The 22,107-nt window shown below is 33.4% G+C and carries 24 protein-coding genes; 9 read left to right on the top strand and 15 right to left on the bottom strand.

Annotated elements, in window-relative coordinates:
* Positions 1 to 5: 5 nt before the first annotated feature.
* The 7 genes from rplW to rpsL form a co-directional block, all read right to left on the bottom strand.
* Positions 6 to 296, bottom strand: a complete 291-nt coding sequence (gene rplW / locus ACFQ1Q_RS11505) for a 50S ribosomal protein L23 (protein ID WP_386131523.1) — start codon at positions 294 to 296, stop codon at positions 6 to 8.
* Positions 297 to 300: 4 nt separating this feature from the next.
* Positions 301 to 930: a 50S ribosomal protein L4 gene (gene rplD / locus ACFQ1Q_RS11500; RefSeq protein ID WP_386131521.1), complete on the bottom strand. Its 630-nt coding sequence runs from the start codon at positions 928 to 930 to the stop codon at positions 301 to 303.
* A complete protein-coding gene (rplC, locus tag ACFQ1Q_RS11495) occupies positions 930 to 1,547 on the bottom strand; it encodes a 50S ribosomal protein L3 (RefSeq protein ID WP_386131518.1) in 618 nt (205 codons plus the stop codon). Before rplC ends, rplD begins: the two co-directional genes overlap by 1 nt.
* 125 nt (positions 1,548 to 1,672) lie before the next feature.
* On the bottom strand, positions 1,673 to 1,978 hold the full coding sequence (rpsJ, locus tag ACFQ1Q_RS11490; RefSeq protein ID WP_007650482.1) for a 30S ribosomal protein S10: 306 nt from the start codon (positions 1,976 to 1,978) through the stop codon (positions 1,673 to 1,675).
* A gap of 12 nt (positions 1,979 to 1,990) precedes the next feature.
* The gene (gene fusA / locus ACFQ1Q_RS11485; protein WP_386131515.1) at positions 1,991 to 4,117 is read right to left on the bottom strand and encodes an elongation factor G; all 2,127 of its coding nucleotides are present in this window, start codon (positions 4,115 to 4,117) and stop codon (positions 1,991 to 1,993) included.
* Between the two features lie 6 nt (positions 4,118 to 4,123).
* Positions 4,124 to 4,600 carry a 30S ribosomal protein S7 gene (rpsG, locus tag ACFQ1Q_RS11480; RefSeq protein ID WP_386131512.1) on the bottom strand — a complete coding sequence of 159 codons (477 nt, stop codon included), beginning with the start codon at positions 4,598 to 4,600 and terminating at the stop codon, positions 4,124 to 4,126.
* 23 nt (positions 4,601 to 4,623) lie between these two features.
* Positions 4,624 to 4,998: a 30S ribosomal protein S12 gene (gene rpsL / locus ACFQ1Q_RS11475; RefSeq protein WP_008269190.1), complete on the bottom strand. Its 375-nt coding sequence runs from the start codon at positions 4,996 to 4,998 to the stop codon at positions 4,624 to 4,626.
* A gap of 180 nt (positions 4,999 to 5,178) precedes the next feature.
* On the opposite strand from rpsL, the gene ACFQ1Q_RS11470 reads away from it, so the two are divergent.
* The 3 genes from ACFQ1Q_RS11470 (at position 5,179) to rlmB (ending at position 9,387) form a co-directional block, all read left to right on the top strand.
* A complete protein-coding gene (locus ACFQ1Q_RS11470; RefSeq protein ID WP_386131510.1) occupies positions 5,179 to 6,867 on the top strand; it encodes a POTRA domain-containing protein in 1,689 nt (562 codons plus the stop codon).
* A gap of 79 nt (positions 6,868 to 6,946) precedes the next feature.
* A complete protein-coding gene (locus tag ACFQ1Q_RS11465; protein ID WP_386131507.1) occupies positions 6,947 to 8,590 on the top strand; it encodes an aryl-sulfate sulfotransferase in 1,644 nt (547 codons plus the stop codon).
* A gap of 62 nt (positions 8,591 to 8,652) precedes the next feature.
* Positions 8,653 to 9,387, top strand: a complete 735-nt coding sequence (rlmB, locus tag ACFQ1Q_RS11460) for a 23S rRNA (guanosine(2251)-2'-O)-methyltransferase RlmB (RefSeq protein WP_386131505.1) — start codon at positions 8,653 to 8,655, stop codon at positions 9,385 to 9,387.
* Positions 9,388 to 9,415: 28 nt separating this feature from the next.
* Here rlmB and ACFQ1Q_RS11455 read toward each other — a convergent pair whose 3' ends face one another.
* A complete protein-coding gene (locus tag ACFQ1Q_RS11455; protein ID WP_386131502.1) occupies positions 9,416 to 10,165 on the bottom strand; it encodes a rhomboid family intramembrane serine protease in 750 nt (249 codons plus the stop codon).
* 88 nt (positions 10,166 to 10,253) lie between these two features.
* Here ACFQ1Q_RS11455 and ACFQ1Q_RS11450 point away from each other — a divergent pair, with 88 nt between their 5' ends.
* Positions 10,254 to 11,531 carry a replication-associated recombination protein A gene (locus ACFQ1Q_RS11450; RefSeq protein WP_386131500.1) on the top strand — a complete coding sequence of 426 codons (1,278 nt, stop codon included), beginning with the start codon at positions 10,254 to 10,256 and terminating at the stop codon, positions 11,529 to 11,531.
* Here the strand turns inward: ACFQ1Q_RS11450 and ACFQ1Q_RS11445 are convergent.
* From ACFQ1Q_RS11445 to radC, 4 genes are all read right to left on the bottom strand, one after another.
* Entirely contained in the window at positions 11,528 to 12,421 is an 894-nt protein-coding gene (locus ACFQ1Q_RS11445) for a hypothetical protein (protein WP_386131497.1), read from the bottom strand. The two genes, ACFQ1Q_RS11450 and ACFQ1Q_RS11445, sit on opposite strands and share 4 nt — an antisense overlap.
* A 49-nt stretch (positions 12,422 to 12,470) precedes the next feature.
* Positions 12,471 to 13,157 carry a YjjG family noncanonical pyrimidine nucleotidase gene (locus ACFQ1Q_RS11440; protein WP_386131494.1) on the bottom strand — a complete coding sequence of 229 codons (687 nt, stop codon included), beginning with the start codon at positions 13,155 to 13,157 and terminating at the stop codon, positions 12,471 to 12,473.
* Complete coding sequence (locus ACFQ1Q_RS11435; RefSeq protein ID WP_386131492.1) at positions 13,150 to 14,448, bottom strand: polysaccharide deacetylase family protein; 1,299 nt, start codon at positions 14,446 to 14,448, stop codon at positions 13,150 to 13,152. Before ACFQ1Q_RS11435 ends, ACFQ1Q_RS11440 begins: the two co-directional genes overlap by 8 nt.
* 79 nt (positions 14,449 to 14,527) lie before the next feature.
* Positions 14,528 to 15,226: a RadC family protein gene (gene radC / locus ACFQ1Q_RS11430; RefSeq protein ID WP_386131489.1), complete on the bottom strand. Its 699-nt coding sequence runs from the start codon at positions 15,224 to 15,226 to the stop codon at positions 14,528 to 14,530.
* Positions 15,227 to 15,287: 61 nt separating this feature from the next.
* Between radC and ACFQ1Q_RS11425 the strand changes: the two genes are divergently transcribed.
* From ACFQ1Q_RS11425 to ACFQ1Q_RS11410, 4 genes are read left to right on the top strand one after another with little or no spacing between them, the layout of a single operon-like run.
* Positions 15,288 to 15,731: a DUF1569 domain-containing protein gene (locus ACFQ1Q_RS11425; protein ID WP_386131486.1), complete on the top strand. Its 444-nt coding sequence runs from the start codon at positions 15,288 to 15,290 to the stop codon at positions 15,729 to 15,731.
* Between the two features lie 55 nt (positions 15,732 to 15,786).
* Positions 15,787 to 16,386, top strand: a complete 600-nt coding sequence (locus ACFQ1Q_RS11420) for an FMN-binding negative transcriptional regulator (RefSeq protein WP_386131484.1) — start codon at positions 15,787 to 15,789, stop codon at positions 16,384 to 16,386.
* Position 16,387: 1 nt separating this feature from the next.
* Complete coding sequence (locus ACFQ1Q_RS11415; protein WP_386131481.1) at positions 16,388 to 17,212, top strand: hypothetical protein; 825 nt, start codon at positions 16,388 to 16,390, stop codon at positions 17,210 to 17,212.
* The gene (locus ACFQ1Q_RS11410; RefSeq protein WP_386131478.1) at positions 17,213 to 17,515 is read left to right on the top strand and encodes an immunity 53 family protein; all 303 of its coding nucleotides are present in this window, start codon (positions 17,213 to 17,215) and stop codon (positions 17,513 to 17,515) included.
* A 47-nt stretch (positions 17,516 to 17,562) separates the two neighbouring features.
* Here the strand turns inward: ACFQ1Q_RS11410 and ACFQ1Q_RS11405 are convergent, their stop codons facing one another.
* Complete coding sequence (locus tag ACFQ1Q_RS11405; protein WP_386131475.1) at positions 17,563 to 17,979, bottom strand: phage tail protein; 417 nt, start codon at positions 17,977 to 17,979, stop codon at positions 17,563 to 17,565.
* Positions 17,980 to 18,275: 296 nt separating this feature from the next.
* On the opposite strand from ACFQ1Q_RS11405, the gene ACFQ1Q_RS11400 reads away from it, so the two are divergent.
* Positions 18,276 to 19,160 carry a dienelactone hydrolase family protein gene (locus ACFQ1Q_RS11400; RefSeq protein WP_386131472.1) on the top strand — a complete coding sequence of 295 codons (885 nt, stop codon included), beginning with the start codon at positions 18,276 to 18,278 and terminating at the stop codon, positions 19,158 to 19,160.
* Positions 19,161 to 19,170: 10 nt separating this feature from the next.
* Here ACFQ1Q_RS11400 and ACFQ1Q_RS11395 read toward each other — a convergent pair whose 3' ends face one another.
* Together ACFQ1Q_RS11395 and ACFQ1Q_RS11390 are read right to left on the bottom strand one after the other, a co-directional pair.
* Entirely contained in the window at positions 19,171 to 20,523 is a 1,353-nt protein-coding gene (locus ACFQ1Q_RS11395; RefSeq protein ID WP_386131469.1) for a UDP-N-acetylmuramate--L-alanine ligase, read from the bottom strand.
* 180 nt (positions 20,524 to 20,703) lie between these two features.
* Positions 20,704 to 22,107, bottom strand: coding sequence for a TolC family protein (locus ACFQ1Q_RS11390; protein WP_386131466.1), 1,404 nt, complete (start codon positions 22,105 to 22,107; stop codon positions 20,704 to 20,706).

The following is a 22,107-nucleotide window of genomic DNA, read 5'->3' as shown; positions in this document are numbered from 1 at the left end:
TCTAATTACATGTTAGCGTATAAATCTATTGTTTCACCTTCCGCCAGTTGTACAATTGCTTTTTTAACAGCATTTGTTTTACCATGTTGCACACCAGTTTTTGTAAACTTAGTCTTGCGATCTGGACGGACATTAATTGTACGAACTTTTTCAACAGAAACTCCATAAGCAGCTTCTACTGCTTTTTTGATTTCTACCTTGTTCGCCTTTTTATTCACTTGAAAAGCATATGCGTTAAGCACTTCGCTTTGCATTGTTGCTTTTTCTGTGATTATCGGTTTTATTAAGATACTCATCGTTCTATTTACTTAAATTCGTTTCAATTCCTTCTAATGCACCTTCTAAAAGAACAACTTTATTAGCATTCATTATTTTATAAGTGCTTAATTCTGAAGAAGTTACTACTTCAGAGCCTTTTAAATTGCGCGACGACAAATATACATTATTATTTGAGTCACCCAACACAAAGAGTGTTTTTTTGTTTTCTACCTCTAAGGCTTTCAATACATTAACAAAATTCTTTGTCTTTGGTGTATCAAAGTTAAAGTCCTCTAACACAACGATTGACTTGTCATTTGCTTTAATTGATAAGGCAGATTTACGTGCTAAACGCTTAACATTTTTGTTAAGTTTAAACCCGTAATTTCTTGGTCTTGGACCAAACATACGTCCACCACCTTTAAATACACCAGACTTAATAGAACCTGCACGTGCTGTACCTGTTCCTTTTTGTTTTTTAATCTTACGTGTACTACCAGTAATTTCAGCACGCTCTTTAGCTTTATGCGTTCCTTGTCTTTGGTTAGCCAAGAATTGCTTTACATCTAAATATACAGCGTGGTTATTTGGTTCAATAGCGAATACGTCTTTAGAAAGCTCAGCTTTTCTACCCGTATCTTTTCCGTTTATATCTAAAACTGCTATTTTCATTACTTCTGAATAATTACATAAGAGTTTTTGTGTCCTGGAACACAACCTTTAACTACAAGTAAATTCTTTTCTGGAACTACTTTGTAAACTCTTAAATTTTGAACTTTTACTGTGTCTCCACCCATTCTTCCAGCCATCTTCATTCCTTTGAATACTCTCGCAGGATAAGAAGCTGCACCAATAGAACCAGGAGCTCTTAAACGGTTGTGTTGACCATGCGTTGCTTGACCTACACCACCGAAATTATGACGCTTTACGACACCTTGAAAACCTTTACCTTTAGATGTACCTGCTATATCAACAAATTCTCCTTCAGCAAAATGCTCAACTGTGATAGCATCTCCTAATTTGTACTCCGCATCAAAACCTTTGAACTCAGCAACTTTGCGCTTTACAGAAGTACCCGCTTTTTTAGCATGACCTAAGTCTGCTTTAGTAGCGTTTTTCTCTGTCGCGTCATCGAAACCTAATTGTAGTGCACTATAACCGTCCACTTCTTCAGTTCTGACTTGGGTAACGATACATGGTCCAGCTTCGATTACTGTACATGGAATATTCTTTCCATTTTCATCGAAAATGCTGGTCATACCGATTTTTTTTCCAATTAACCCAGACATATTTATTATTTATTAATTATTACTATTTGTTATTCAAAATTCAAGGCTGAAAAATACGTTCCAGCCTTGAATTGTATTTTTGCCGTTTTTCCTTCGCTCGCAGCTCAGGACATGTTTAGTTCAAATTACACTTTGATTTCAACTTCAACTCCACTTGGTAATTCAAGTTTCATTAAAGCATCAATTGTCTTAGAAGATGAAGAGTAAATATCTAATAATCTCTTATAAGAGCTTAATTGAAATTGTTCTCTTGACTTCTTATTTACGTGTGGTGAACGTAATACAGTGAAAATTTTCTTGTGTGTCGGTAATGGAATTGGACCCGTTACTACAGCACCTGTACTTTTTACTGTTTTTACAATCTTATCAGCAGACTTGTCAACTAAATTATGATCGTAAGACTTTAATTTTATTCTAATTTTCTGACTCATTTTCTTTTAGTTTTAAGCTTCTATGCCTTTAGCTGCTTTAATTACTTCTTCTGATATATTTGATGGTGTCTCTGCGTAGTGAGAGAATTCCATAGTAGACGTTGCTCTACCTGAAGATAATGTACGTAACGTTGTAACGTAACCAAACATCTCAGATAACGGCACTGTAGCTTTTACAGTTTTAGCACCTGCTCTATCACCCATATCACTAACTTGACCACGACGACGGTTTAAGTCACCAACGATATCACCCATATTTTCTTCTGGAGTAATAACTTCAAGTTTCATGATTGGCTCCATAATTACAGCTTTAGCAGCTTTAGCAGCATTCTTAAATCCTAACTTAGCAGCTAATTCGAACGATAACTGATCAGAATCCACATCATGATAAGAACCATCTTTAAGTGTCACCTTCATAGCATCAACTTCATAACCCGCTAATGGACCATTTACCATTGCCATTTTGAATCCTTTTTCAATTGAAGGGATAAATTCTTTAGGAACGTTACCACCTTTAATTTCAGAAATAAACTCTAAACCTACTTTACCTTCTTCTGCTGGTTCAACAGTAAATACGATATCTGCGAATTTACCACGACCACCAGATTGTTTTTTATAAACTTCTCTATGGTCTGCTGCACGAGTAATAGCCTCTTTGTATTCAACTTGTGGTTGACCTTGACTTACTTCAACTTTAAACTCACGCTTTAAACGATCCACAATTACATCTAAGTGAAGCTCACCCATTCCCGAAATAATTGTTTGACCTGAAGCCTCATCTGTACGAACTGTAAACGTTGGATCTTCTTCAGCTAATTTAGCTAAGCCCATCCCTAATTTATCAACATCTGCTTTAGTTTTAGGCTCAACCGCGATACCAATTACTGGGTCTGGGAAGTCCATAGATTCTAAAACAATAGGATGTTTTTCGTCAGTTAAAGTATCTCCTGTTTTAATAGATTTAAATCCAACAGCAGCACCAATATCTCCAGCTTCAATAAAATCAATTGCATTTTGCTTATTAGCGTGCATTTGATAGATACGTGAGATACGCTCTTTTTTACCTGAACGATTATTTAATACATAAGAACCCGCATCTAAACGACCTGAATATGCACGGAAGAATGCTAAACGACCTACAAAAGGATCTGTAGCAATCTTAAATGCTAAAGCAGCAAAAGGTTCTTTTACGCTAGGCTTACGAATTTCTTCTTTTTCAGTTTCAGGATTAATACCTTTAATACCTTCTTTATCAATTGGAGAAGGTAAGTAACGACATACAGCATCTAATAAGAACTGTACACCTTTATTTTTGAAAGCAGAACCACAAATCATTGGAATAATAGCCATATCCATTACAGCAGCTCTAAGTGCAGCGTGCACTTCTTCTTCTGTAATTGAATCTTCATCTTCCATAAACTTTTCTAATAAGTTCTCATCGTAAGTTGCAACCTCTTCAATTAATAAAGCTCTATATTTTCTAGCTTCAGCTTTAAGCTCTTCTGGAATTTCGATAACATCAAAAGTTGCCCCTTGAGTTTCATCATGCCATACAATAGCTCTGTTTTTTACTAAATCTATAATACCTTTAAAATCTATCTCGTCACCAATGTTTAAAACGATTGGCACCGCGTTAGACTTCAACATATCTTTGACTTGTTGACAAACCCCTAAAAAATTAGATCCTTGACGGTCCATTTTATTAACGAAACCAATTCTTGGAACTTTATAGTTATCTGCAAGTCTCCAGTTAGTTTCAGATTGTGGCTCAACACCATCAACTGCACTAAATAAGAATACTAAACCATCTAATACACGTAATGAACGGTTTACCTCAACCGTAAAATCTACGTGACCAGGAGTATCAATAATATTAAAGTGGTATCCTTTTGTTTCTGGTGTTGGTTCTCCGTTTTCAATCGGGAACTGCCATGTACAAGTTGTAGCAGCAGAAGTAATTGTAATACCTCTTTCTTGCTCTTGCTCCATCCAGTCCATTGTTGCAGCACCATCGTGCACTTCACCAATTTTATGAGAAACACCTGTATAATAAAGAATACGCTCTGTAGTAGTGGTTTTTCCTGCATCAATATGTGCAGCAATACCTATATTTCTTGTATATTTTAAATCTCTTGCCATTTCTTATTAAAATCTAAAGTGAGAGAATGCTTTGTTTGCTTCTGCCATCTTATGAGTATCAACTCTTTTCTTAACGGCTGCACCTTCTTCTTTAGCAGCAGCTAATACTTCTGATGCTAAACGTTGTGCCATAGATTTTTCGTTTCTTTTGCGAGAATAGTTAATTAACCATTTCATCGCAGTAGATACCTTACGGTCTGGACGAATTTGCATTGGGATTTGAAATGTTGCACCACCAACTCTACGGCTACGTACTTCTACGTGAGGCATAACGTTAGATAAAGCATCTTTCCAAATTTCTAAAGCTGTTTTTTCGTCATCAGTTTTCTTTTCTTCTACGATATCAATTGCATCGTAAAATACTTTAAAAGCCACAGACTTCTTTCCATCCCACATCATCATATTAACGAAACGAGTTACTAACTGGTCGTTAAATTTTGGGTCTGGTAAAAGAGGTCTTTTTTTCGCTTGTCTTTTTCTCATGTCTTCTTCTTAAAGTTCTTTAATTACTTCTTAGGGCGTTTTGCACCATACTTAGATCTACGTTGTGTCCTTCCAGCAACACCTGCTGTATCCAAGGCACCACGAACAATATGGTATCTAACTCCTGGTAAATCTTTAACTCTTCCGCCTCTAACCAATACTATCGAGTGCTCTTGTAAATTGTGACCTTCTCCACCGATGTATGCATTAACCTCGTTTCCGTTTGTTAAACGAACCCTTGCCACCTTACGCATTGCTGAGTTTGGTTTTTTAGGCGTCGTTGTATAAACACGAGTACATACACCACGTCTCTGAGGACACGAATCTAAAGCAGCCGATTTACTCTTCTTGGTTATTTTGGCTCTTCCTTTTCGTACTAATTGTGAAATTGTTGGCATATATTTCTATATAAATTTTTGTTAACCTCTCTTTAGAGGGCTGCAAAGGTAGAAATATATCTGTATAATTCAAATAGTTAAGAACTATTTTTGCAAAGATTTTTTGAATATAAATAACCTACTATACATTTAACCGTATTTTTACGTTATAAATTCGTAAAAACGCATTCAAGAACAATCATGAAAAAGCAGCTATTTTATGTTTTGCTTATCTTCTGTTTTACAAGCTACAATTTATGTAGCGGACAAAATCTTTCTTTAGTTATTATAGGTGAAACAAAAGCTGCTACAAAAGTAATCGATTCATTAAATTACGCTAAACAATTTAAAGATTTTAATACTTTAGACTTAGAAGTAAAAAGTGTAAAATCTAAACTTATTAATGGCGGTTACATTGATTCTAAAATTGAAAAATTAAAAAAAACAGCCGACTCGCTTTATACAGCTCATATATATATAGGAGAAAAAATTGATACCATAAGAGTATTTTTCAAAAATAAATTTAACTCAAAGCTTCTTAAATTTTCTGAAGTAGAAATTTCAACTCACTATTTTGATGTTAGCATAAATAACCTTCAAAAAACATTGAACCAATTAAATAAACGAATTGCTGAACAAGGCGACCCGTTTTCAACCTTACAATTAAAAAATATTAGGAAATCTAGTTCTAAACTGATTGAAGCCGATTTATTTATTAAAACAAATCAAAAGCGTCGGATTGACAAAATAATAGTCAAAGGGTACGAAAAATTCCCAAAGTCTTTCATTAAGCGATTTCTAAAACTTAAAAAAGGACAATCTTTTAATCTTGAAGAAATAAAATCGAAAACTTCAGAATTACAAAATCTAAGATTTGCAAAAGAATCTAAACCACCTGAAGTTCTATTCACTAGCGACTCCACATCTTTATATCTGTATGCTGAAAAAACACGAAGTAATAATTTTGATGGCTACCTAGGTTTTGGCACCAACGAAAATACTGGTAGATTAAATTTTGATGGTTATGTTGATTTGCGATTGATAAATAATTTAAATTATGGCGAATCTTTAAGGCTTTTTTATAAAAGTGACGAAATAGACCAACAAACCTTCGATGTTAATTTAGATGCGCCATATTTATTTGGTTCGCCAATAGGTTTAGAATTAGGGTTGAAGATTTTTAGAAAAGATTCTACATTTTCTACAACGCGCCAACAAGCAAAACTCAATTATCAGATTAATCCAAACAACAGATTAAGTGCTGGTTTAGGTAGCTCGGTTTCTAGTGATTTGCTAAATTCAAATTCGATACTAATTGATGATTATAATTCAAGTTTTTATCAAATAGGATACAATTACATAAAACCTCAATATTACGACCCGTTATTCCCAATCAACTTTTGGTTTGATGTTAATGCGAATTTCGGTAACCGAGCTCAAAACAGCGTCGAAACACAGCAAAACGCTTTCAGCTTAGAAGCATATAAAATTTTCAACCTTAATACTAGAAATAGTTTCTTTATTAGACTGACTGGTGCAACATTAAATTCCGACAATTATTTAGATAATGAATTGTACAGATTTGGTGGCATAAATTCTATTAGAGGTTTTGAAGAAAATAGCTTAGTTGCCAATTTATTTGGAGTTTTAAATACTGAATATAGGTACAGACTGAGCAATTCTATTTATGTACATTCTGTCATTGACGCTGCATATTTTGAAAACGATATCACTCAGTCAAAAACAAAATTGTTTGGCTTTGGTTTTGGTCTGGGTTTGCTTACAAAGGCAGGGCTTTTTAGGTTGAATTATTCTAGCGGAAAAACTGAAAATATTCCTTTCAAATTATCAGATTCCAAAATTCATGTGAGTTTAACTTCAACGTTTTAACACATCAATTTTTTCTTAAGAGTCAATAAAATGGTAAAAAAGCATAAATAATTTAGTAGGTTTGTAAAAAAAGATTAAAATGAAAAAAATTTTACTATCAATTTTATTCATTAATTTATTTTGTAATATTTATTGCCAAAATACTATAGGGACTACATCACTAAATGAAAATGTCACAGATGGTTACACTCTTTTTACAATTCATGAAAAAACTTATTTAATTGATAATTGTGGTCAACTAATTAATTCTTGGACTAGCAACTTTCCTCCTGGAAATGCAGTTTATTTATTAGATGATGGGAGTATTTTACGCGCAGGAAAAACAAGTTCAAATAATGTTCCTATTGGAGGGCAAGGCGGCGTTATAGAAAAATACGATTGGGATGGAAATTTAACTTGGCAATATTTCATAGACACACCTACTCAGAGACAGCATCATGATATATATCCCATGCCAAATGGAAATATTCTAATTTTAGCTGCAGAATTAATGTCTGAAGCAGAAGCTTTACAAGCTGGTAGAAACCCTGCAAATCTATCTAGCTCAAACTTATACAACGAACAAATTATAGAAGTTACGCCAGTTGGCATGTCAGATGCCACTGTAGTTTGGGAATGGAACGTTAAGGATCATCTAATCCAAGATTATGATATGTCTTTAGATAATTTTGGAGTAGTTGCTGATAACCCAAACTTATTAGATATTAATTACACTTCTAGCGGGAGTGATTCAGCAAACTGGTTACATGTAAATTCTATTCAATATGACGAGACATTAGACCAGATTGTTATAAGTAGTCGAAATGTAAGTGAAATATATATTATTGATCATTCGACAACAACAGCTGAGGCTGCAACTGGTAGCGGTGGCATATACGGAAAAGGCGGAGACTTCTTATACCGCTGGGGAAACCCTGAAGCATACAAAAGAGGAACTTCTGCAGACAGAAAGCTATTTGGTCAACATTTCCCTCATTTCATTAGAAATAGTGTTGCGGATAATGGAAAGCTAATTGTATTTAACAACGGTAATGGGAGAAACCCTTCTTTTTCTGAGGTTTACGTATTAAATCCACCTTCAACAAGTCCAGGTTTCTACTCTGATCCGTCTGTAAATACACAACCTTATGGACCTTTAACCCCAGATTATATTTATTCAGCTACTAATCCAGAAGATTTTTATTCTCCAATAATAAGTGGTGCGCAAAGATTATCAAATGGAAATACATTGATAATGGAAGGTACAAAGGGTAAAATTTTTGAAATTGACGCTTCAAATAATATTTTGTGGGAATATATCATCCCAGTAAACGCAAGTAATGGTAACTCACAAAGTCAAGGAACCGATCCTGTTTCTTTTCCAAACAACTCATTTAGAGCTACAAAATATGCTCCTAGTTACTCGGCATTTTCTGGTAGAGATTTAACACCAGGACAACCTATAGAAAGCAATTCGGATATAGCTTCCTGCCTATTCGCTTTAAATAGTGAGTCTTATATTGAAAAAAATATATTGATTTTCCCTAACCCGGTATTAGATTTTGTAAATATTAGTTCAGATTTTTCTATTGAAAAAATCGAAGTATTAAATATTACTGGACAATTGATTACCAATATTAAAAATCAAAATAGACTAGATATTTCGGCTTTAAAAAAAGGCGTTTATTTTTTAAGAATGACTATTGAAGGAAAATTTATAACTAAAAAAATAATTAAAAACTAAGTCTAATCTATTAAAAAATAAAAAACCACTTCTAATATGAAGTGGTTTTTTATTTTTGCAACATGAAAAATGAAACTACCATATTTGGTTTAAGGGCTATTATCGAAGCCATAAATTCTGGAGAGCAAATTGACAAAGTATTTTTGCAAAAAGGACTTCGTGGCGATTTGTTTGGCGAATTAGAACAAGCGATTAGAAAAGTAAAGGTAAATAGTTCATATGTACCTGTAGAAAAATTAAATCGATTATCTAAAGGAAACCATCAAGGTGCTGTAGCCCAAATATCTCCGGTAGCATTTAATGATATTGAAGATTTAGTCATGTCAGTCATTGAGTCAGGTAAAACACCTCTTTTTTTACTATTAGACCAATTAAGTGACGTAAGAAATTTTGGTGCTATTGTTCGTACAGCTGAATGTACTGGTGTTTCGGGGATAATTATTCAGAAAAAAGGTGGTGCCCCAATAAATGGCGATGCTATTAAAACAAGTGCAGGAGCTATTTTTAAAATCCCAATTTGCAAGGTTGACCATATTAAAGATGCTGTTTTTCATATGCAAGCCTCAGGTATTAAAGTGATTGCCGCTACTGAAAAAGCTGATAAACATATTTTTGATGTAGATTTAAAAAAACCTTGTGCAATTATTATGGGTTCTGAAGGACGCGGAATTAACCCATCAGTTTTAAAGGCTGTAGATGAGCACGCTAAACTGCCTATTTTAGGAGAGATTGAATCATTAAATGTTTCTGTGGCTTGTGGCGCTTTTCTATACGAAGCAGTTAGACAAAGAAGTTAGTAGTCTAACTTGATAAGTAATATTCATCTTACTCTTCTTCTGAATTGTTTTTGTAGATATAATTGATATTAATTTGAGGCTTTTTATCTTCTAATTCTCCTAAGATATCATATTCATCTTCAAACTCTATAAAATTACCGTTTTCATCAAAATGCTTCATAAACGGGTCATCTTTTTCATCATAGTTTTCTTCTTCCCAAAGGTATTTTTCGGGCTTAGCGACATTACTTCGAAAAATAAAAGCTAAACACAATCCTGTTAATAATCCGCTTAAGTGTCCTTCCCAAGACATACCATCTTTTATAGGAAACACATACCAAATCATACTTCCGTACAAAAAAATAATTATTAAAGACAAGGCAATTAAACGATAGTACTTTGCAATAATTCCTTTAAAAAACAAGAAACTTACTAGCATATAAATTACGCCGCTTGCTCCAATATGGTTACCATTTTTAGCAATCAACCAAGTCAATAAACCGGAGAGAATCATACCAAAAAACAAAACACGCCAAGCTATTTTTTTGTAGAAAAAAAAGAGTGCCATTGATAGTATTAAGAGCGGAATAGAATTATTGTACAAATGGCTAATACCCGAATGTAAAAATGGACTTGTAAATATGCCTAAAAGTCCATCTACTTCTTTTGGATGAATCCCAAAATTACGAATACCAGAATCGATACGAACCTGATACCAAAACACCAACCAAATAGAAAAAACGAGTAATAGCGGATAGGCAATTACTGAGTTTGAATATCTAAATTGTTGCTGAGACATGTTTGAAATTTACAATAAGGAAGTCAAATTTAAAGCCAATACTTAGTTTTATGAAATATTGTCACACCGATTTAGTAATTTTGATGTTATGAACACGCCATTAGCAGAACGTTTACGCCCAAAAACTCTTGAAGACTATATAAGTCAGACACATCTCGTAGGAAAAGACGGTCCGCTTTACCAACAAATTAAAAGCGGAGTTTTACCATCATTAATCCTTTGGGGTCCACCAGGAATTGGCAAAACCACATTAGCAAATATTATTGCAAACGAATCTGACCGACCATTTTTTAAGCTTAGCGCTATAAATTCTGGTGTAAAAGATATAAGAGATGTAATTGATAAAGCGAAAAAAAGTGGCGGTTTATTTACAGCTAAAAACCCAATTTTGTTTATTGACGAAATTCATCGTTTTAGCAAATCGCAACAAGATTCTTTGCTCGAAGCTGTTGAAAAAGGTTGGGTAACACTAATTGGCGCAACTACGGAGAATCCGAGTTTTGAGGTAATACCTGCACTTCTTTCAAGATGCCAGGTATATATCTTAAATTCATTTAGCAAAAACGATTTAGAACAATTGTTACATCGCGCAATGAAGGAAGACGTTGAGCTTTCAAAAAAGAAAATTACACTTAAAGAAACTGAGCAATTACTAAGACTTTCTGGTGGTGATGCTAGAAAACTACTAAACATTTTTGAACTGATTGTTGCTTCATTTAAAGACGATAAGATTGTAATTACAAACAACGTTGTTTTAAATCAGGTGCAGAATAATACTGCTAGGTATGATAAAACTGGCGAACAGCATTACGATATCATTTCGGCATTTATAAAATCTATTAGAGGCAGCGACCCAAATGCAGCCGTTTATTATTTAGCAAGAATGATTGAAGGCGGTGAAGACGTAAAGTTTATTGCTCGACGAATGCTTATTTTAGCTAGCGAAGATATTGGAAATGCCAACCCTACAGCTTTAGTAATTGCAAATAGCACTTTCCAAGCAGTGTCTGTTATTGGCAATCCTGAATCTAGAATAATTTTAAGTCAATGTGCTACATATTTGGCAAGTTCGCCTAAAAGTAATGCGGCTTACGAAGCTATTGGTCACGCTCAAAAATTAGTCCGCGAAACGGGAGATTTATCTGTACCATTGGCTATAAGAAACGCTCCTACAAAACTCATGAAAGATATAGGTTATGGTGAAAATTATAAATATTCTCATAACTACGAGAACAATTTTGCAGCTCAAGAATTTTTGCCAGAAGAGATTAAAAACACACAGCTTTATCAACCAGGAAACAATGCTCGCGAAAACGCACAGCGACAGTTTTTAAAACAACTCTGGAAGGATAAATATGGATATTAAAATTTAATATTGAGTTTGGTTTTTGTATCGTTTTCAGAATAATACCAGGTATTATCTTCTTTAAAAACAATAGCATCTTTCCCTTTTACAGTAAATACATTTGGTGCTGCTGTTTTTGTAATTACCATAACTACTTTTGGTGATGCGTCCACTAATTGAAATCCATTATCAATAGGCTGCGCATATAATAAGTTTGTATTAATTAAATTTTCTTCTTGCAGAATAGTCTCACTAGATTTGTTTTTTTCCTTTTTAAGATCTAGCTGTTTCACCTTTTCTTTTTCTGCTATTTCTTTATCGGCTATTGCTTTTGCAAGTTCTTTTTGTTTTTTTAAATCTTCTACTTCTTGTTTTAGCCGCTGTACTTCGGCTTGTGCTTTTTGCGTTTCTTCAGTAGTATTTTTAACTTGCTCTGAGGTTGCATTAGTTTGTTTTTTATAACCAACGTTTGGATTAAATTTATATGCATAATTTAAAGCTTTGATACTCTTAAAAGCCTCTTTAATTACTATAGGATAAGCATCAGCGAATTCTTTTACCTTTGTAGAACCTTTTTGAGACAAAAAGATAACATTTCCGTAGCAATCTTTTAATTCAATCTGTACCTTATTTTTTAAAAAACTAGATGATTTTAAAACATCAGCATAAAGTGCTAAACATCTATCATTAAATAACTCTTTTGGTAGCTCTTCTTCATCAAAATAAACTTCAAAACCCTCATTTTTAAAAAGATATCTTGTTAAAGTACTGGTTCGATATTTATCTTTTCCTTTTAGAAAATCAAATTGTAACGGCACCACTACGTATTTGTAATCGTTAATGCTATTTTGTGCAAAGCTCGGTACGGTTAAAGAAAGGGTAATTAGTACGAAAATGATTTTTTTTAACATTGGTAGAGAATTATTCGGGTAAATATAAGGTTTGTTTTAATATCGGTTTTTATAAGATATCTTGCAATGCACTTAAATTTGTTATGCGTTTATAATTATGATAATAATTTTGGTTTTTATAATCGAAATATATCGCATCTAAACCCACGTCAATTGCTCCTTGGACGTCGGCCTCTAAGCTATCTCCTATCATTATGCTTTCACTAGGTTTTGCATTAGCATTTTGCAGCGCGAAATTGAATATTTTGGGGTTGGGTTTTTTTACGCCAACCATTTCAGAATTTGTAACTGTTTCAAAGTAATGCTTCATATTAGATGCTACTAATTTTTTTTCTTGTGCTTCTTCAAATCCGTTTGTAATAATGTGAAGCGTATATCTTTTACTTAAGTAGTTTAAAACGTCATATGTACCTTCAAACACATGGTTAAACGAACTTAAATAGCTTATATAATCTTTTGACAAATCATTAATTAATTTATCTGAAGCAGAAAAGTCAATTGTATCAAAAGCCTCTTTTAATCTACCATAACGGAGTTGAGCTTTAGTTACTTTTTCTTCTCTATATAACTTCCAATATCTTAAATTAATTGGTTCGTAAACTGATAAGAAATCTTCAATATTTATTTCGACCTTATGTAAATCAAATATCTTACCAAAGGTTAATCCTGAGTTTTTATCGAAATCCCATAGGGTGTGGTCTAAATCAAAAAAAACGTGTTTTATATTATTAGTCATCTACTGAATCTAGTATTGCATTAAATATTTCTTTATAACCTGTCCATATGCCTTCATCACTAAAAGTATAATTATGAAACACTGGACTAAAAGTGCCATTAACATTCTTAATTTTATGGATAAACTGCTGTAAATACTGCATTTTATCGAGTTGAGATTTAAATTTTAAAAGAGCAAAATCCATGCAATGGTAAGTATTAATTTGTAGAGGCGTTTGCACTTCGTAATCTAAATCATAGAACAGAAAAGGTGTACATGTACCTGCTCTAAATCCAATATTTTTAATGTAACCCATGGTATGGTCTTGTGCTATCTCGAGTTCTATTGCGCTTCGATAAGTTGATGGTAAGTTTAGTTTTGAATGTGAATTCCTAATGGCCAATAAATCTCTTTTAGTAATATCTTCGAGTTTTAATTTCTCTTTTTTTAAGATTTCAATATTATCTAAAGATAAAAATGAAGCTTTTAAACCAACATTACAATAATCTGCCACTGATTTAATAAGTAATACAAACTTCTTTCTATTAATACTTACATTTTTGTCATAGGTCGAATATCCACCTATTAAAAAGAAAACTGTAAACTTAAAATTAACGCTTTTTTGTCTGTTTATAATCCAATTAAAAGTATCGTAAGGGTCTTTTTTTAGACCAAATAATACTAAAATACGCTGAGAAAATTGTTTTAATTTAAGTTTAGACAAATCGCTTACAGCTCCACCAATATTTCTCAACATTCCTTTTGAAGAGAACTTAAATGAACTTGGTACATCTATAATTGGTGAAACAATATATTTTCTAGTTGGAAATTCATAATCAGGAAAACGATTTTGTAATACTTCCTTTAATTTATATGCCCAAATATCTACAATTGGGTCTTCTAAAAACCCTTCTTTATAAGCCAAACTTTCGGTAACTAAAAAACGGCCGTAATCATCTTTTACATGAGGTAAATATTCTTCGTAACGACTTAAAAGATAAAATGAAGCTGCAAAAATATCATAAGGCAAATCGCTTTGTTCTCCAGCTGCAAAAAAACCTTTGGTATCATCCCAATCGCTCACGATAATATCTAAATCTGACAAGCCTTGCTCAAATAAAAGTGAATGACTTATTACAAAGACCTCTTTACTTAATGGTTTTTTTGTGTAAGACATCTTTAAAGAGTCGTGGGCTATAAACTCTTCAACTTTTGAGGTAAAACCCACATCGATTCCTAAAATACGCTTACAGATATGCTTAAAGGCATAAGTTAATCTAGGTGTTATTTTGTGTGTGTAAACTAAAAGCACTCGACGTATTTCTATATATTATTTTGAAAAGCTAAATTACAAAGCTTATCCTCGCCAAAGTGATAATTACAAATTTGTTTTACAACAGTCCTTCGTCAGCAAAACTAAAATAAGATTGCTCTGTAATTATCAAATGATCCAAAACCTTTATATCTAAACTAATGGCGGCGCGACTCAATTTTTCAGTTATGGCTTTATCTGCTTCGCTAGGTTTTAATGTACCAGACGGATGGTTATGACTTAATATTAAAGATACTGCTGCAACTTCTAGAGCCTGTTTTAAAACCAAACGCACATCGACTAATGTACCTGTAATTCCACCTTTACTCAACAGCATTTTCTGTATTACTTTATTAGAATTATTAAGATATAATATCCAAAACTCTTCGTGAGCTAACTCTCCAATTATTGGCTGCATAATGTCAAACACATCATTGCTACTTTTAATTTTTTCTTGTTTAATAGCATCATCAGATTTACGACGTCTACCTAACTCTAAAGCAGCAGCGATGGTTATTGCTTTTGCTTCGCCAATTCCTTTAAAAGTCATTAATTGTTTAAGAGATAATTTTCCGAGAGCGTTAAGATTATTATCAACACTTGCCAAAATACGCTTACTCAAATCTACCGCACTTTCGTTTCTACTACCAGAACCGATAATAATTGCTACAAGTTCAGCATCGGTTAAACTAGATTTTCCGCGGTCTCTCAATTTCTCTCTTGGTTGGTCATCTTGGGACCAGTTTTTTATTGAAAACGAATTTGAAGAATCTGCCATGCTCTAAAGATAAAAAATTGTAAATTTCAGAGTGAAATAAATTCAAATAATTACACTCAACATGAAATCGTTTTTTGAAAATGGAGTTTACGACGAAATAGTATCTCGGATTGAAAAGATAGACCCAAATACCTCTCCAAATTGGGGTAAAATGAATGCAGGGCAAATGCTACACCACTGCCAAATGCCGTTAAATATTATTTTAGAAAAAAAAGATTACGGCGTAAAACCGAATTGGTTAATTAATATGCTATTTAAAAAATCCATGTATAGCGATAAATTATGGCGAAAAAACATGCCAACAGCACCAAGCTTTAAAATTACGGATGAAAAGAATTTTGAAGTTGAAAAAACTGAGATTTTAAATTTAATTTCTGAACTTAACAACCAAAAAGAACGCGAAGATTGGCAACCACATCCATCATTTGGAAAATTAACCAAAGACCAATGGGGAAAAATGCAATACAAACATTTAGACCATCACTTAAGACAGTTTGGAGTTTAGTTGTTGGTTCTCAGTTATAAGTCGCAGTATTCAGAAATCGAAAATTTAAAATCTATTGTATCCTCCAAAGCAACACCAAGATAATGACATCAACCACATGGTTGACGTTATTAAAACTTATCCATTAGCCACTTTAATTTCAGTAAAAGACAATCAACCGTTTATTACACATTTACCGCTCGTTTACGAGAACAAAAAACTTGTTGGGCATATAGATATATATAATCCTCAAACAAAATTGTTGAAAAATAATAACGAAGTAACTATACTTTTTTCTGGCCCTCAATGTTACATTTCACCAAGTATTTACAGTACAACCCAATTACCAACATGGAACTATATTAAAGTACATTTAAAAGGAAAAGTCACCGCAATTGACAGTAAAGCAGCTTTAAAACAGTCGTTGATAACTATGACCGAATTTTTAGAAGCACCAGACCACAAATATGTTTTAGAACCAGACAATCCTAGGCTTGATAAAAATCTTGATTACATAAAAATGTTCGAAATTGAAATTACCGATTGGGAAGGTAAATTTAAACTCTCACAAGATAAAAAGCCAAGTGATACTAAAGCTGCACGAACCGAACTAATACGAGCTAATCAAGAAAGTGTTAAGGTATTTTTAGATAAAGTCTTCGAACAAAAAAAATAATATGCTAAAACATTTTTTAAAAAAATACTTTCTAATTTTTAAAATCAAAAATAGATTTTCACCTGAAGTACAAATTTCACAACGACAACTCTTTGCGCATTATTCAGATTTAAAAGCTAAAAACAAACCTATAAAATTAGCTAATACTGGTTTTAGAGTGTTTTCTCAATTTGAAGAAGACGGCAAACTGCTTTATATCTTTACTGTACTCGGCATGAAAAACAAAACCTTTGTAGAATTTGGTAGCGATGATGGTATTAATAGCAATTCTGCCAATCTGTATTTCAATTTTGGTTGGCACGGCTTATTTATTGATGCCAACAAACAAAGTATTGAAAGAGGTAAATATTTCTTTAGCAGATATCCGCATAGCTGGTTTTGTCCTCCGAAATTTATTTGTGCGAAAGTAAAAAAATCTAACATTAATAATTTAATTGAAAGTAGCAGCATCAACCTAGACGTTGGTTTTTTATCCATTGATATAGATGGAAACGATTATCATATTTGGGAAGCCATTACCTGCATAAAACCCGATGTGGTTATGATTGAAACCTATATAGAATTTGGTAACATTGATAAAGTAACACCCTATGATGAAAATTTTGTCCCAACTGGAAAACAGCCGCTAAATGTCGGTGCATCTCCAATTGCTATGCAAAAGTTAGCTCACAAAAAAGGGTACAAACTTATAGGTGCTAATGACTATGGGTTTAATCTAATATTTTTAAAAGAGGAATTAATATCTAATATGCTACCAGAAGTAGCTTTAGATTCGGTTTTAAAACATCCCTCGGTTAAAGACAAATCAAAAAAGCACACCTCATAAATGGATACTATCGATTGGATACAAGATTGGTTTCAACAGCATTGCGATGGTGACTGGGAAAAAGACGAAGTTATACAAATTACAAACTTAGCAAATCCGGGTTGGGAAGTTGAGATTGATATTTCTAAAACCTCAATAGCCAATCTCGAAATAAAATGGATTCTCAACGAAATTAATCGCAAAGATTGGTATGGCGTCAAGGTTGAAAATCAGAAATTTTTAGCCGCTGGAGACATTAATAAATTACCTTTTTTATTGAATTTGTTTAGAGATATGATTGAGAAGATTGAAGAAGCTAAATAAAAAAGACATCCCATAAAGTTGCCTAAGTTTTAAATTAATCCTTCTCTTTAACTTCTCGAAGGATAAACACCTTGTAATGCTATAATATAATGCATGCCTAATGTGGGTTGCGTTTTTATATTACTTGTAGCTTTATCGGAATTTACAGCTCTACCTCCACTTTTTTGTCCAAGTTTAATGGAATCCATTCCTGGACCAGTTCCTGAAGATACCGGAACACGACCTCTTAAATCGGGTAAGGCAAAGGTAGTTCTTCCATCACCTCCATAAGTTGTTCCTAAAATCGAGAATAAAGCTGTATGCTGAGAAATTGCTAATAACTGCCCTTCGCATTTAGCCCAACCACGGGGTGCAAAATTTCCTGCAAATAATTTAACCTCACCTATCATGGCATCCTGTGCTTGAGTTGAATTTGTAAAACCTAAAGCCACAAACAATAAAGCCGCACAAAAAAACTTTTTCATAATTAATTGATTTATAATTTATTAAATATAGCAAACTTTTAATAACTTAAAAAAGCAACTTTGATTTATGGCTCAAAAAATTCTCAATTATAATCCAAAAGCATAAATAGACATTTCGAAAATGTTAATAGCAATCTTGAAATAAAATAGAAAATTAACAGCAAAGAATGATATAGCACAAAAAAGGAAAATCAGAAATTATTTTCTAGTGCGATATTGACAAAAAAGATTATTGTAAAAAAAATAGGAGTATTAAAGTTGAGGACACTTTAAATAAAACTTATTATCTTTAAAATATGAAAGATTTAAAAAAAGAAGATATTAGCCAAGACGTATTTGATTTGTATGACGACTATGCGCATAACAAATTAAACCGCAAACAATTTATTGAAAAACTTGGCATCTATGCCGTTGGTGGCTTAACCGTATCATCCTTACTCAGTTTTATGTCTCCTAATTATGTGGATTCTTTACTTGTAAAATCGGATGACCCAACTTTAGATTCTGATTACATCACTTACGATTCTCCAAAAGGAGGCGGAACAATAAAAGGACTTTTATCTAAACCTAAAGGTGCTAAAAAATTACCAGGTGTTATTGTTGTTCACGAAAACAGAGGACTTAATCCATACATTGAAGATGTTGGAAGACGCACCGCTAAAGAAGGCTTTATAAGTTTAGCTCCAGACGCTTTATCACCTTTGGGTGGTTACCCAGGAAATGATGACGATGGTAGAGCCATGCAAAAGAAACGTGACCGAAACGAAATGCTCGAAGATTTTATCGCTGCGTATCATCATTTGAAAAATCATGAGAATTGTACTGGCAAAGTTGGTGTTGTAGGTTTTTGTTTTGGTGGATACATTTCTAATATGATGGCTGTACGCTTACCGAACTTAAGCGCTGCAGTACCTTATTACGGCAGACAACCCGAAGCTGAAGATGCTAAAAAAATTAAAGCACCACTACTTCTACAGTATGGTGAGTTAGACAAGCGTGTTAATGCAGGCTGGCCAGCTTTTGAGAAAATATTGAAAGCAAATAATATAGAACATACTGCTTATATTTATCCAGACGTCAACCACGGTTTTCATAACAATACAACACCGCGTTACGACAAAGAAGCCGCGAATTTATCATGGGAACGAACTATTACCTTTTTTAAGAAGCACTTGAAATAATGAGATAACACTAAAAAAGTTTCGTAACCTCATCAAACTCCAAACCACCATAATTCCCTGAACTCATTAGCAACAAAGCTTTGTTTTCAAAATGTCGAGAGAACAAAAAGTCTTTAAAATCTTGTGGATTGGTATAAATAATTAAATCGTCACGCTCAAAAGCATCAGCAATTTGTTGGTGTGAGACTTCTTTAAGTTTTTTAATTTCTACCGCGTGTGGTGAGTAAAACACGACAGCTTTGTCGGCAGCGTCTAATGCGCCTTTGTACTCTTTTAAAAATTCAGCATTGAGGCTAGAATAGGTGTGCAATTCTAGGCAAGCTAGTAATTCTTTTTCTTTGTATTGTGCTTTTACAGCCTCGGTTGTGGCTTTAACTTTACTTGGTGAATGTGCAAAATCTTTATAAGCTACAGCTGTTTTTGATTCGGCTATTTTTTCCAAACGTTTACTTGCACCTTTAAAGGTAGAAATGGCTTCGTAAAAATCATCTTCATCAACGCCCATGTGTTGGCAAATCCATTTGGCACCAGCTAAATTATTGAGGTTATGCGCACCAAAAACTCCAATTGGCATTGGACCTTCTGGAGTTTCTAAAAGTGTTTCACCATTTTCAACGGTGTACTCAGGTGTTTGGTAAGGTAATTTTCGTATTTGATTTTCAGATGCTTCAACAACACGTTTTACTTCGGCATCTTCTTCATTATAGTTTATGCTACCGCCAAGCACGATGCTATCTACAAAAATGCTAAACTGCTCCACATAATTTTCATATGTTGGAAACACGTTAATATGGTCCCAAGCAATCCCGCTTAACAAGGCAATATTGGGTTTGTACAAATGAAATTTTGGTCGTCTATCAATTGGCGAACTCAAATACTCATCACCTTCGAGTACAATAAAATCGTTGTCTTCGGTAAGTTTTACCATCACATCAAAACCTTCAAGTTGTGCGCCAACCATATAATCGACATCTCTATCATGGTAATGCATTACATGCAAAATCATGGACGTTATAGTTGTTTTTCCGTGACTGCCACCAATAACAACTCGCGTTTTTTCCTTGGATTGCTCGTACAAAAATTCGGGATAACTGTAAATTTTCAAACCTAATTCTTGTGCTTTTAACAGCTCTGGGTTATCAGCTTTGGCATGCATCCCTAAAACAATTGCATCCAAATCTGATGTGATTTTATCTGAAAACCATCCAAACTCCTCAGGTAACAAGCCCTTAGCTTCCAATCTAGATTTTGAAGGGTCAAAAATAGTGTCATCACTTCCTGTGACTTTGTATCCCTTATTATGAAGTGCGATTGCTAAATTGTGCATTGCTGCACCACCGATGGCTATAAAATGTACGTTCATAGGTCAAATATCAAATTACAATTGGCAAATTCCAAATTCCGAGAACTAAAATCTAAAAAAGGATGATGTAATTATTCAAAGTTTGTGCAGAGACTCTTAAATAAAAAATATAATAATTAATTCACTAATTAAAGTTTAAAAACCTCGGCTTTTTCATTTACTGGATAGAAAAACTGGAAGCTATAATTGAGGATTTACTGCCAAGCTATTAAATAATTTTGCTTTTGTATTAAAAAATTTATTTTGAATTTCGATAGCTTTTAATTGTCCTTCAATTAGTTTGGATTCACGAGAATTCACCAAAAACAATGAGCTTTCACCCACTTGAAACTTACGCTCTTCTGCCACTAACATTTGCTGATAATCCCCAACCATTTGTAGTGTAATTTCGTTTTGTGTGACGTAAGATTCTAGCTCCTGCTGAAGTGCGTTAATTTTATTTTCAAGAGTGACGCGTGTAGCGTCAATTTCAAATTCTGTATCACTAAGTTTTATTTTTGCCAGCTTTAAATCACCGCGCTCTTTTCTTAAAAATAAAGGCATACTAATATTTATTCCGCCTTTGTATTCGTCTGTATTTAGAGACCGAGCTATCTCCGGAGTTTCAGTAATAAAGTTATATTCTAAATCTATCTGCGGTAACAACATATTAGCTTTGAGACGGCGTTCTACATCGAGGCTTTCGCGTTTTAAATCTAAAGAACGTAATTTTGGATGGTCGTCTATAACTACATTAATATTTCTTAGTGTATTGATATCAAAAGTTGCATCAACTATTGGCTCTGTATTTACGTCTGGCACAACATTAGGCTGTAACTCCACTGGGATGTTATTATCGAGCCAGAGAAAGGTAGATAATTCTAGTGAAGCTTTCATCATTTTTACACGAGACTGCTCTAAACTTAATTTTCTGCTATTTAAAGCAATACGTGCTTCGGTAGCATCTATTTGTGCATTTTCACCAAGTTCCACACGTCTTAAAATTCCTCGATAGCGTTGTTCTGCATTGGTTAAGAAATTTTGAAATAATTGCAATTCGTTATAAGCTTGCAACCACTTAAAATAGACTTTTGAAGCTTCAAACAAAATATTGTTTACATAAATATCTCTATCTGCTTTGGCTTGTTCTCTGAATAATTTAGCTTGTTTTAAAGAAGCCATTCTAGTGTTTATTAATAATCCACGTGCTACCGGCACTGAAACACCTGCAGAATACAAGCCATCTTGTGGTACAAAAGCTTCGGGATTTAAAAATGTACCAGAATTTTCTTCAAAAGTGGCTTTTAGCTCAATACCAAACCAAGTCGGAATTTTGAATGTACCATTTAGCTTATCAAAATATTCGGTGCCTTTAAATTTCTTTCGGTCATAGTCTACTTCAACTTTTGGATCAAAAGCACCTCTAGATTTTAAAAGCTTAGCTTGACTCTCGTCAATTACTAATTCTGCTTGTTTTACAATAGGATGAAATTTTTTAACATAGCCTAAATACTCATCGAATCGTAACACGTTAAATAAACTATCGGACTGAGAAGTGCTTAAAAAACTAGCACACAAAAAAATAATTGAAAGAAAAATCTTCAT

Source organism: Winogradskyella litorisediminis, assembly GCF_042675765.1.
Taxonomy (GTDB): domain Bacteria; phylum Bacteroidota; class Bacteroidia; order Flavobacteriales; family Flavobacteriaceae; genus Winogradskyella; species Winogradskyella litorisediminis.
This window is presented reverse-complemented; position numbering and strand designations above follow the sequence as displayed.

Excerpts from the sequence above, each read along its gene's own strand:
- ACFQ1Q_RS11395 (WP_386131469.1), bottom strand. The coding sequence starts at position 20,523 with ATGAACGTACATTTTATAGCCATCGGTGGTGCAGCAATGCACAATTTA.
- rlmB (WP_386131505.1), top strand. The coding sequence starts at position 8,653 with ATGAAAAATGAAACTACCATATTTGGTTTAAGGGCTATTATCGAAGCC.
- rpsL (WP_008269190.1), bottom strand. The coding sequence starts at position 4,998 with ATGCCAACAATTTCACAATTAGTACGAAAAGGAAGAGCCAAAATAACC.
- ACFQ1Q_RS11450 (WP_386131500.1), top strand. The coding sequence starts at position 10,254 with ATGAACACGCCATTAGCAGAACGTTTACGCCCAAAAACTCTTGAAGAC.
- ACFQ1Q_RS11445 (WP_386131497.1), bottom strand. The coding sequence starts at position 12,421 with ATGTTAAAAAAAATCATTTTCGTACTAATTACCCTTTCTTTAACCGTA.
- ACFQ1Q_RS11425 (WP_386131486.1), top strand. The coding sequence starts at position 15,288 with ATGAAATCGTTTTTTGAAAATGGAGTTTACGACGAAATAGTATCTCGG.
- ACFQ1Q_RS11405 (WP_386131475.1), bottom strand. The coding sequence starts at position 17,979 with ATGAAAAAGTTTTTTTGTGCGGCTTTATTGTTTGTGGCTTTAGGTTTT.
- ACFQ1Q_RS11400 (WP_386131472.1), top strand. The coding sequence starts at position 18,276 with ATGAAAGATTTAAAAAAAGAAGATATTAGCCAAGACGTATTTGATTTG.
- fusA (WP_386131515.1), bottom strand. The coding sequence starts at position 4,117 with ATGGCAAGAGATTTAAAATATACAAGAAATATAGGTATTGCTGCACAT.
- ACFQ1Q_RS11470 (WP_386131510.1), top strand. The coding sequence starts at position 5,179 with ATGAAAAAGCAGCTATTTTATGTTTTGCTTATCTTCTGTTTTACAAGC.
- ACFQ1Q_RS11410 (WP_386131478.1), top strand. The coding sequence starts at position 17,213 with ATGGATACTATCGATTGGATACAAGATTGGTTTCAACAGCATTGCGAT.
- rpsJ (WP_007650482.1), bottom strand. The coding sequence starts at position 1,978 with ATGAGTCAGAAAATTAGAATAAAATTAAAGTCTTACGATCATAATTTA.
- ACFQ1Q_RS11390 (WP_386131466.1), bottom strand. The coding sequence starts at position 22,107 with ATGAAGATTTTTCTTTCAATTATTTTTTTGTGTGCTAGTTTTTTAAGC.
- rpsG (WP_386131512.1), bottom strand. The coding sequence starts at position 4,600 with ATGAGAAAAAGACAAGCGAAAAAAAGACCTCTTTTACCAGACCCAAAA.
- ACFQ1Q_RS11455 (WP_386131502.1), bottom strand. The coding sequence starts at position 10,165 with ATGTCTCAGCAACAATTTAGATATTCAAACTCAGTAATTGCCTATCCG.
- rplD (WP_386131521.1), bottom strand. The coding sequence starts at position 930 with ATGAAAATAGCAGTTTTAGATATAAACGGAAAAGATACGGGTAGAAAA.
- ACFQ1Q_RS11440 (WP_386131494.1), bottom strand. The coding sequence starts at position 13,157 with ATGACTAATAATATAAAACACGTTTTTTTTGATTTAGACCACACCCTA.
- radC (WP_386131489.1), bottom strand. The coding sequence starts at position 15,226 with ATGGCAGATTCTTCAAATTCGTTTTCAATAAAAAACTGGTCCCAAGAT.
- ACFQ1Q_RS11415 (WP_386131481.1), top strand. The coding sequence starts at position 16,388 with ATGCTAAAACATTTTTTAAAAAAATACTTTCTAATTTTTAAAATCAAA.
- rplW (WP_386131523.1), bottom strand. The coding sequence starts at position 296 with ATGAGTATCTTAATAAAACCGATAATCACAGAAAAAGCAACAATGCAA.
- ACFQ1Q_RS11465 (WP_386131507.1), top strand. The coding sequence starts at position 6,947 with ATGAAAAAAATTTTACTATCAATTTTATTCATTAATTTATTTTGTAAT.
- rplC (WP_386131518.1), bottom strand. The coding sequence starts at position 1,547 with ATGTCTGGGTTAATTGGAAAAAAAATCGGTATGACCAGCATTTTCGAT.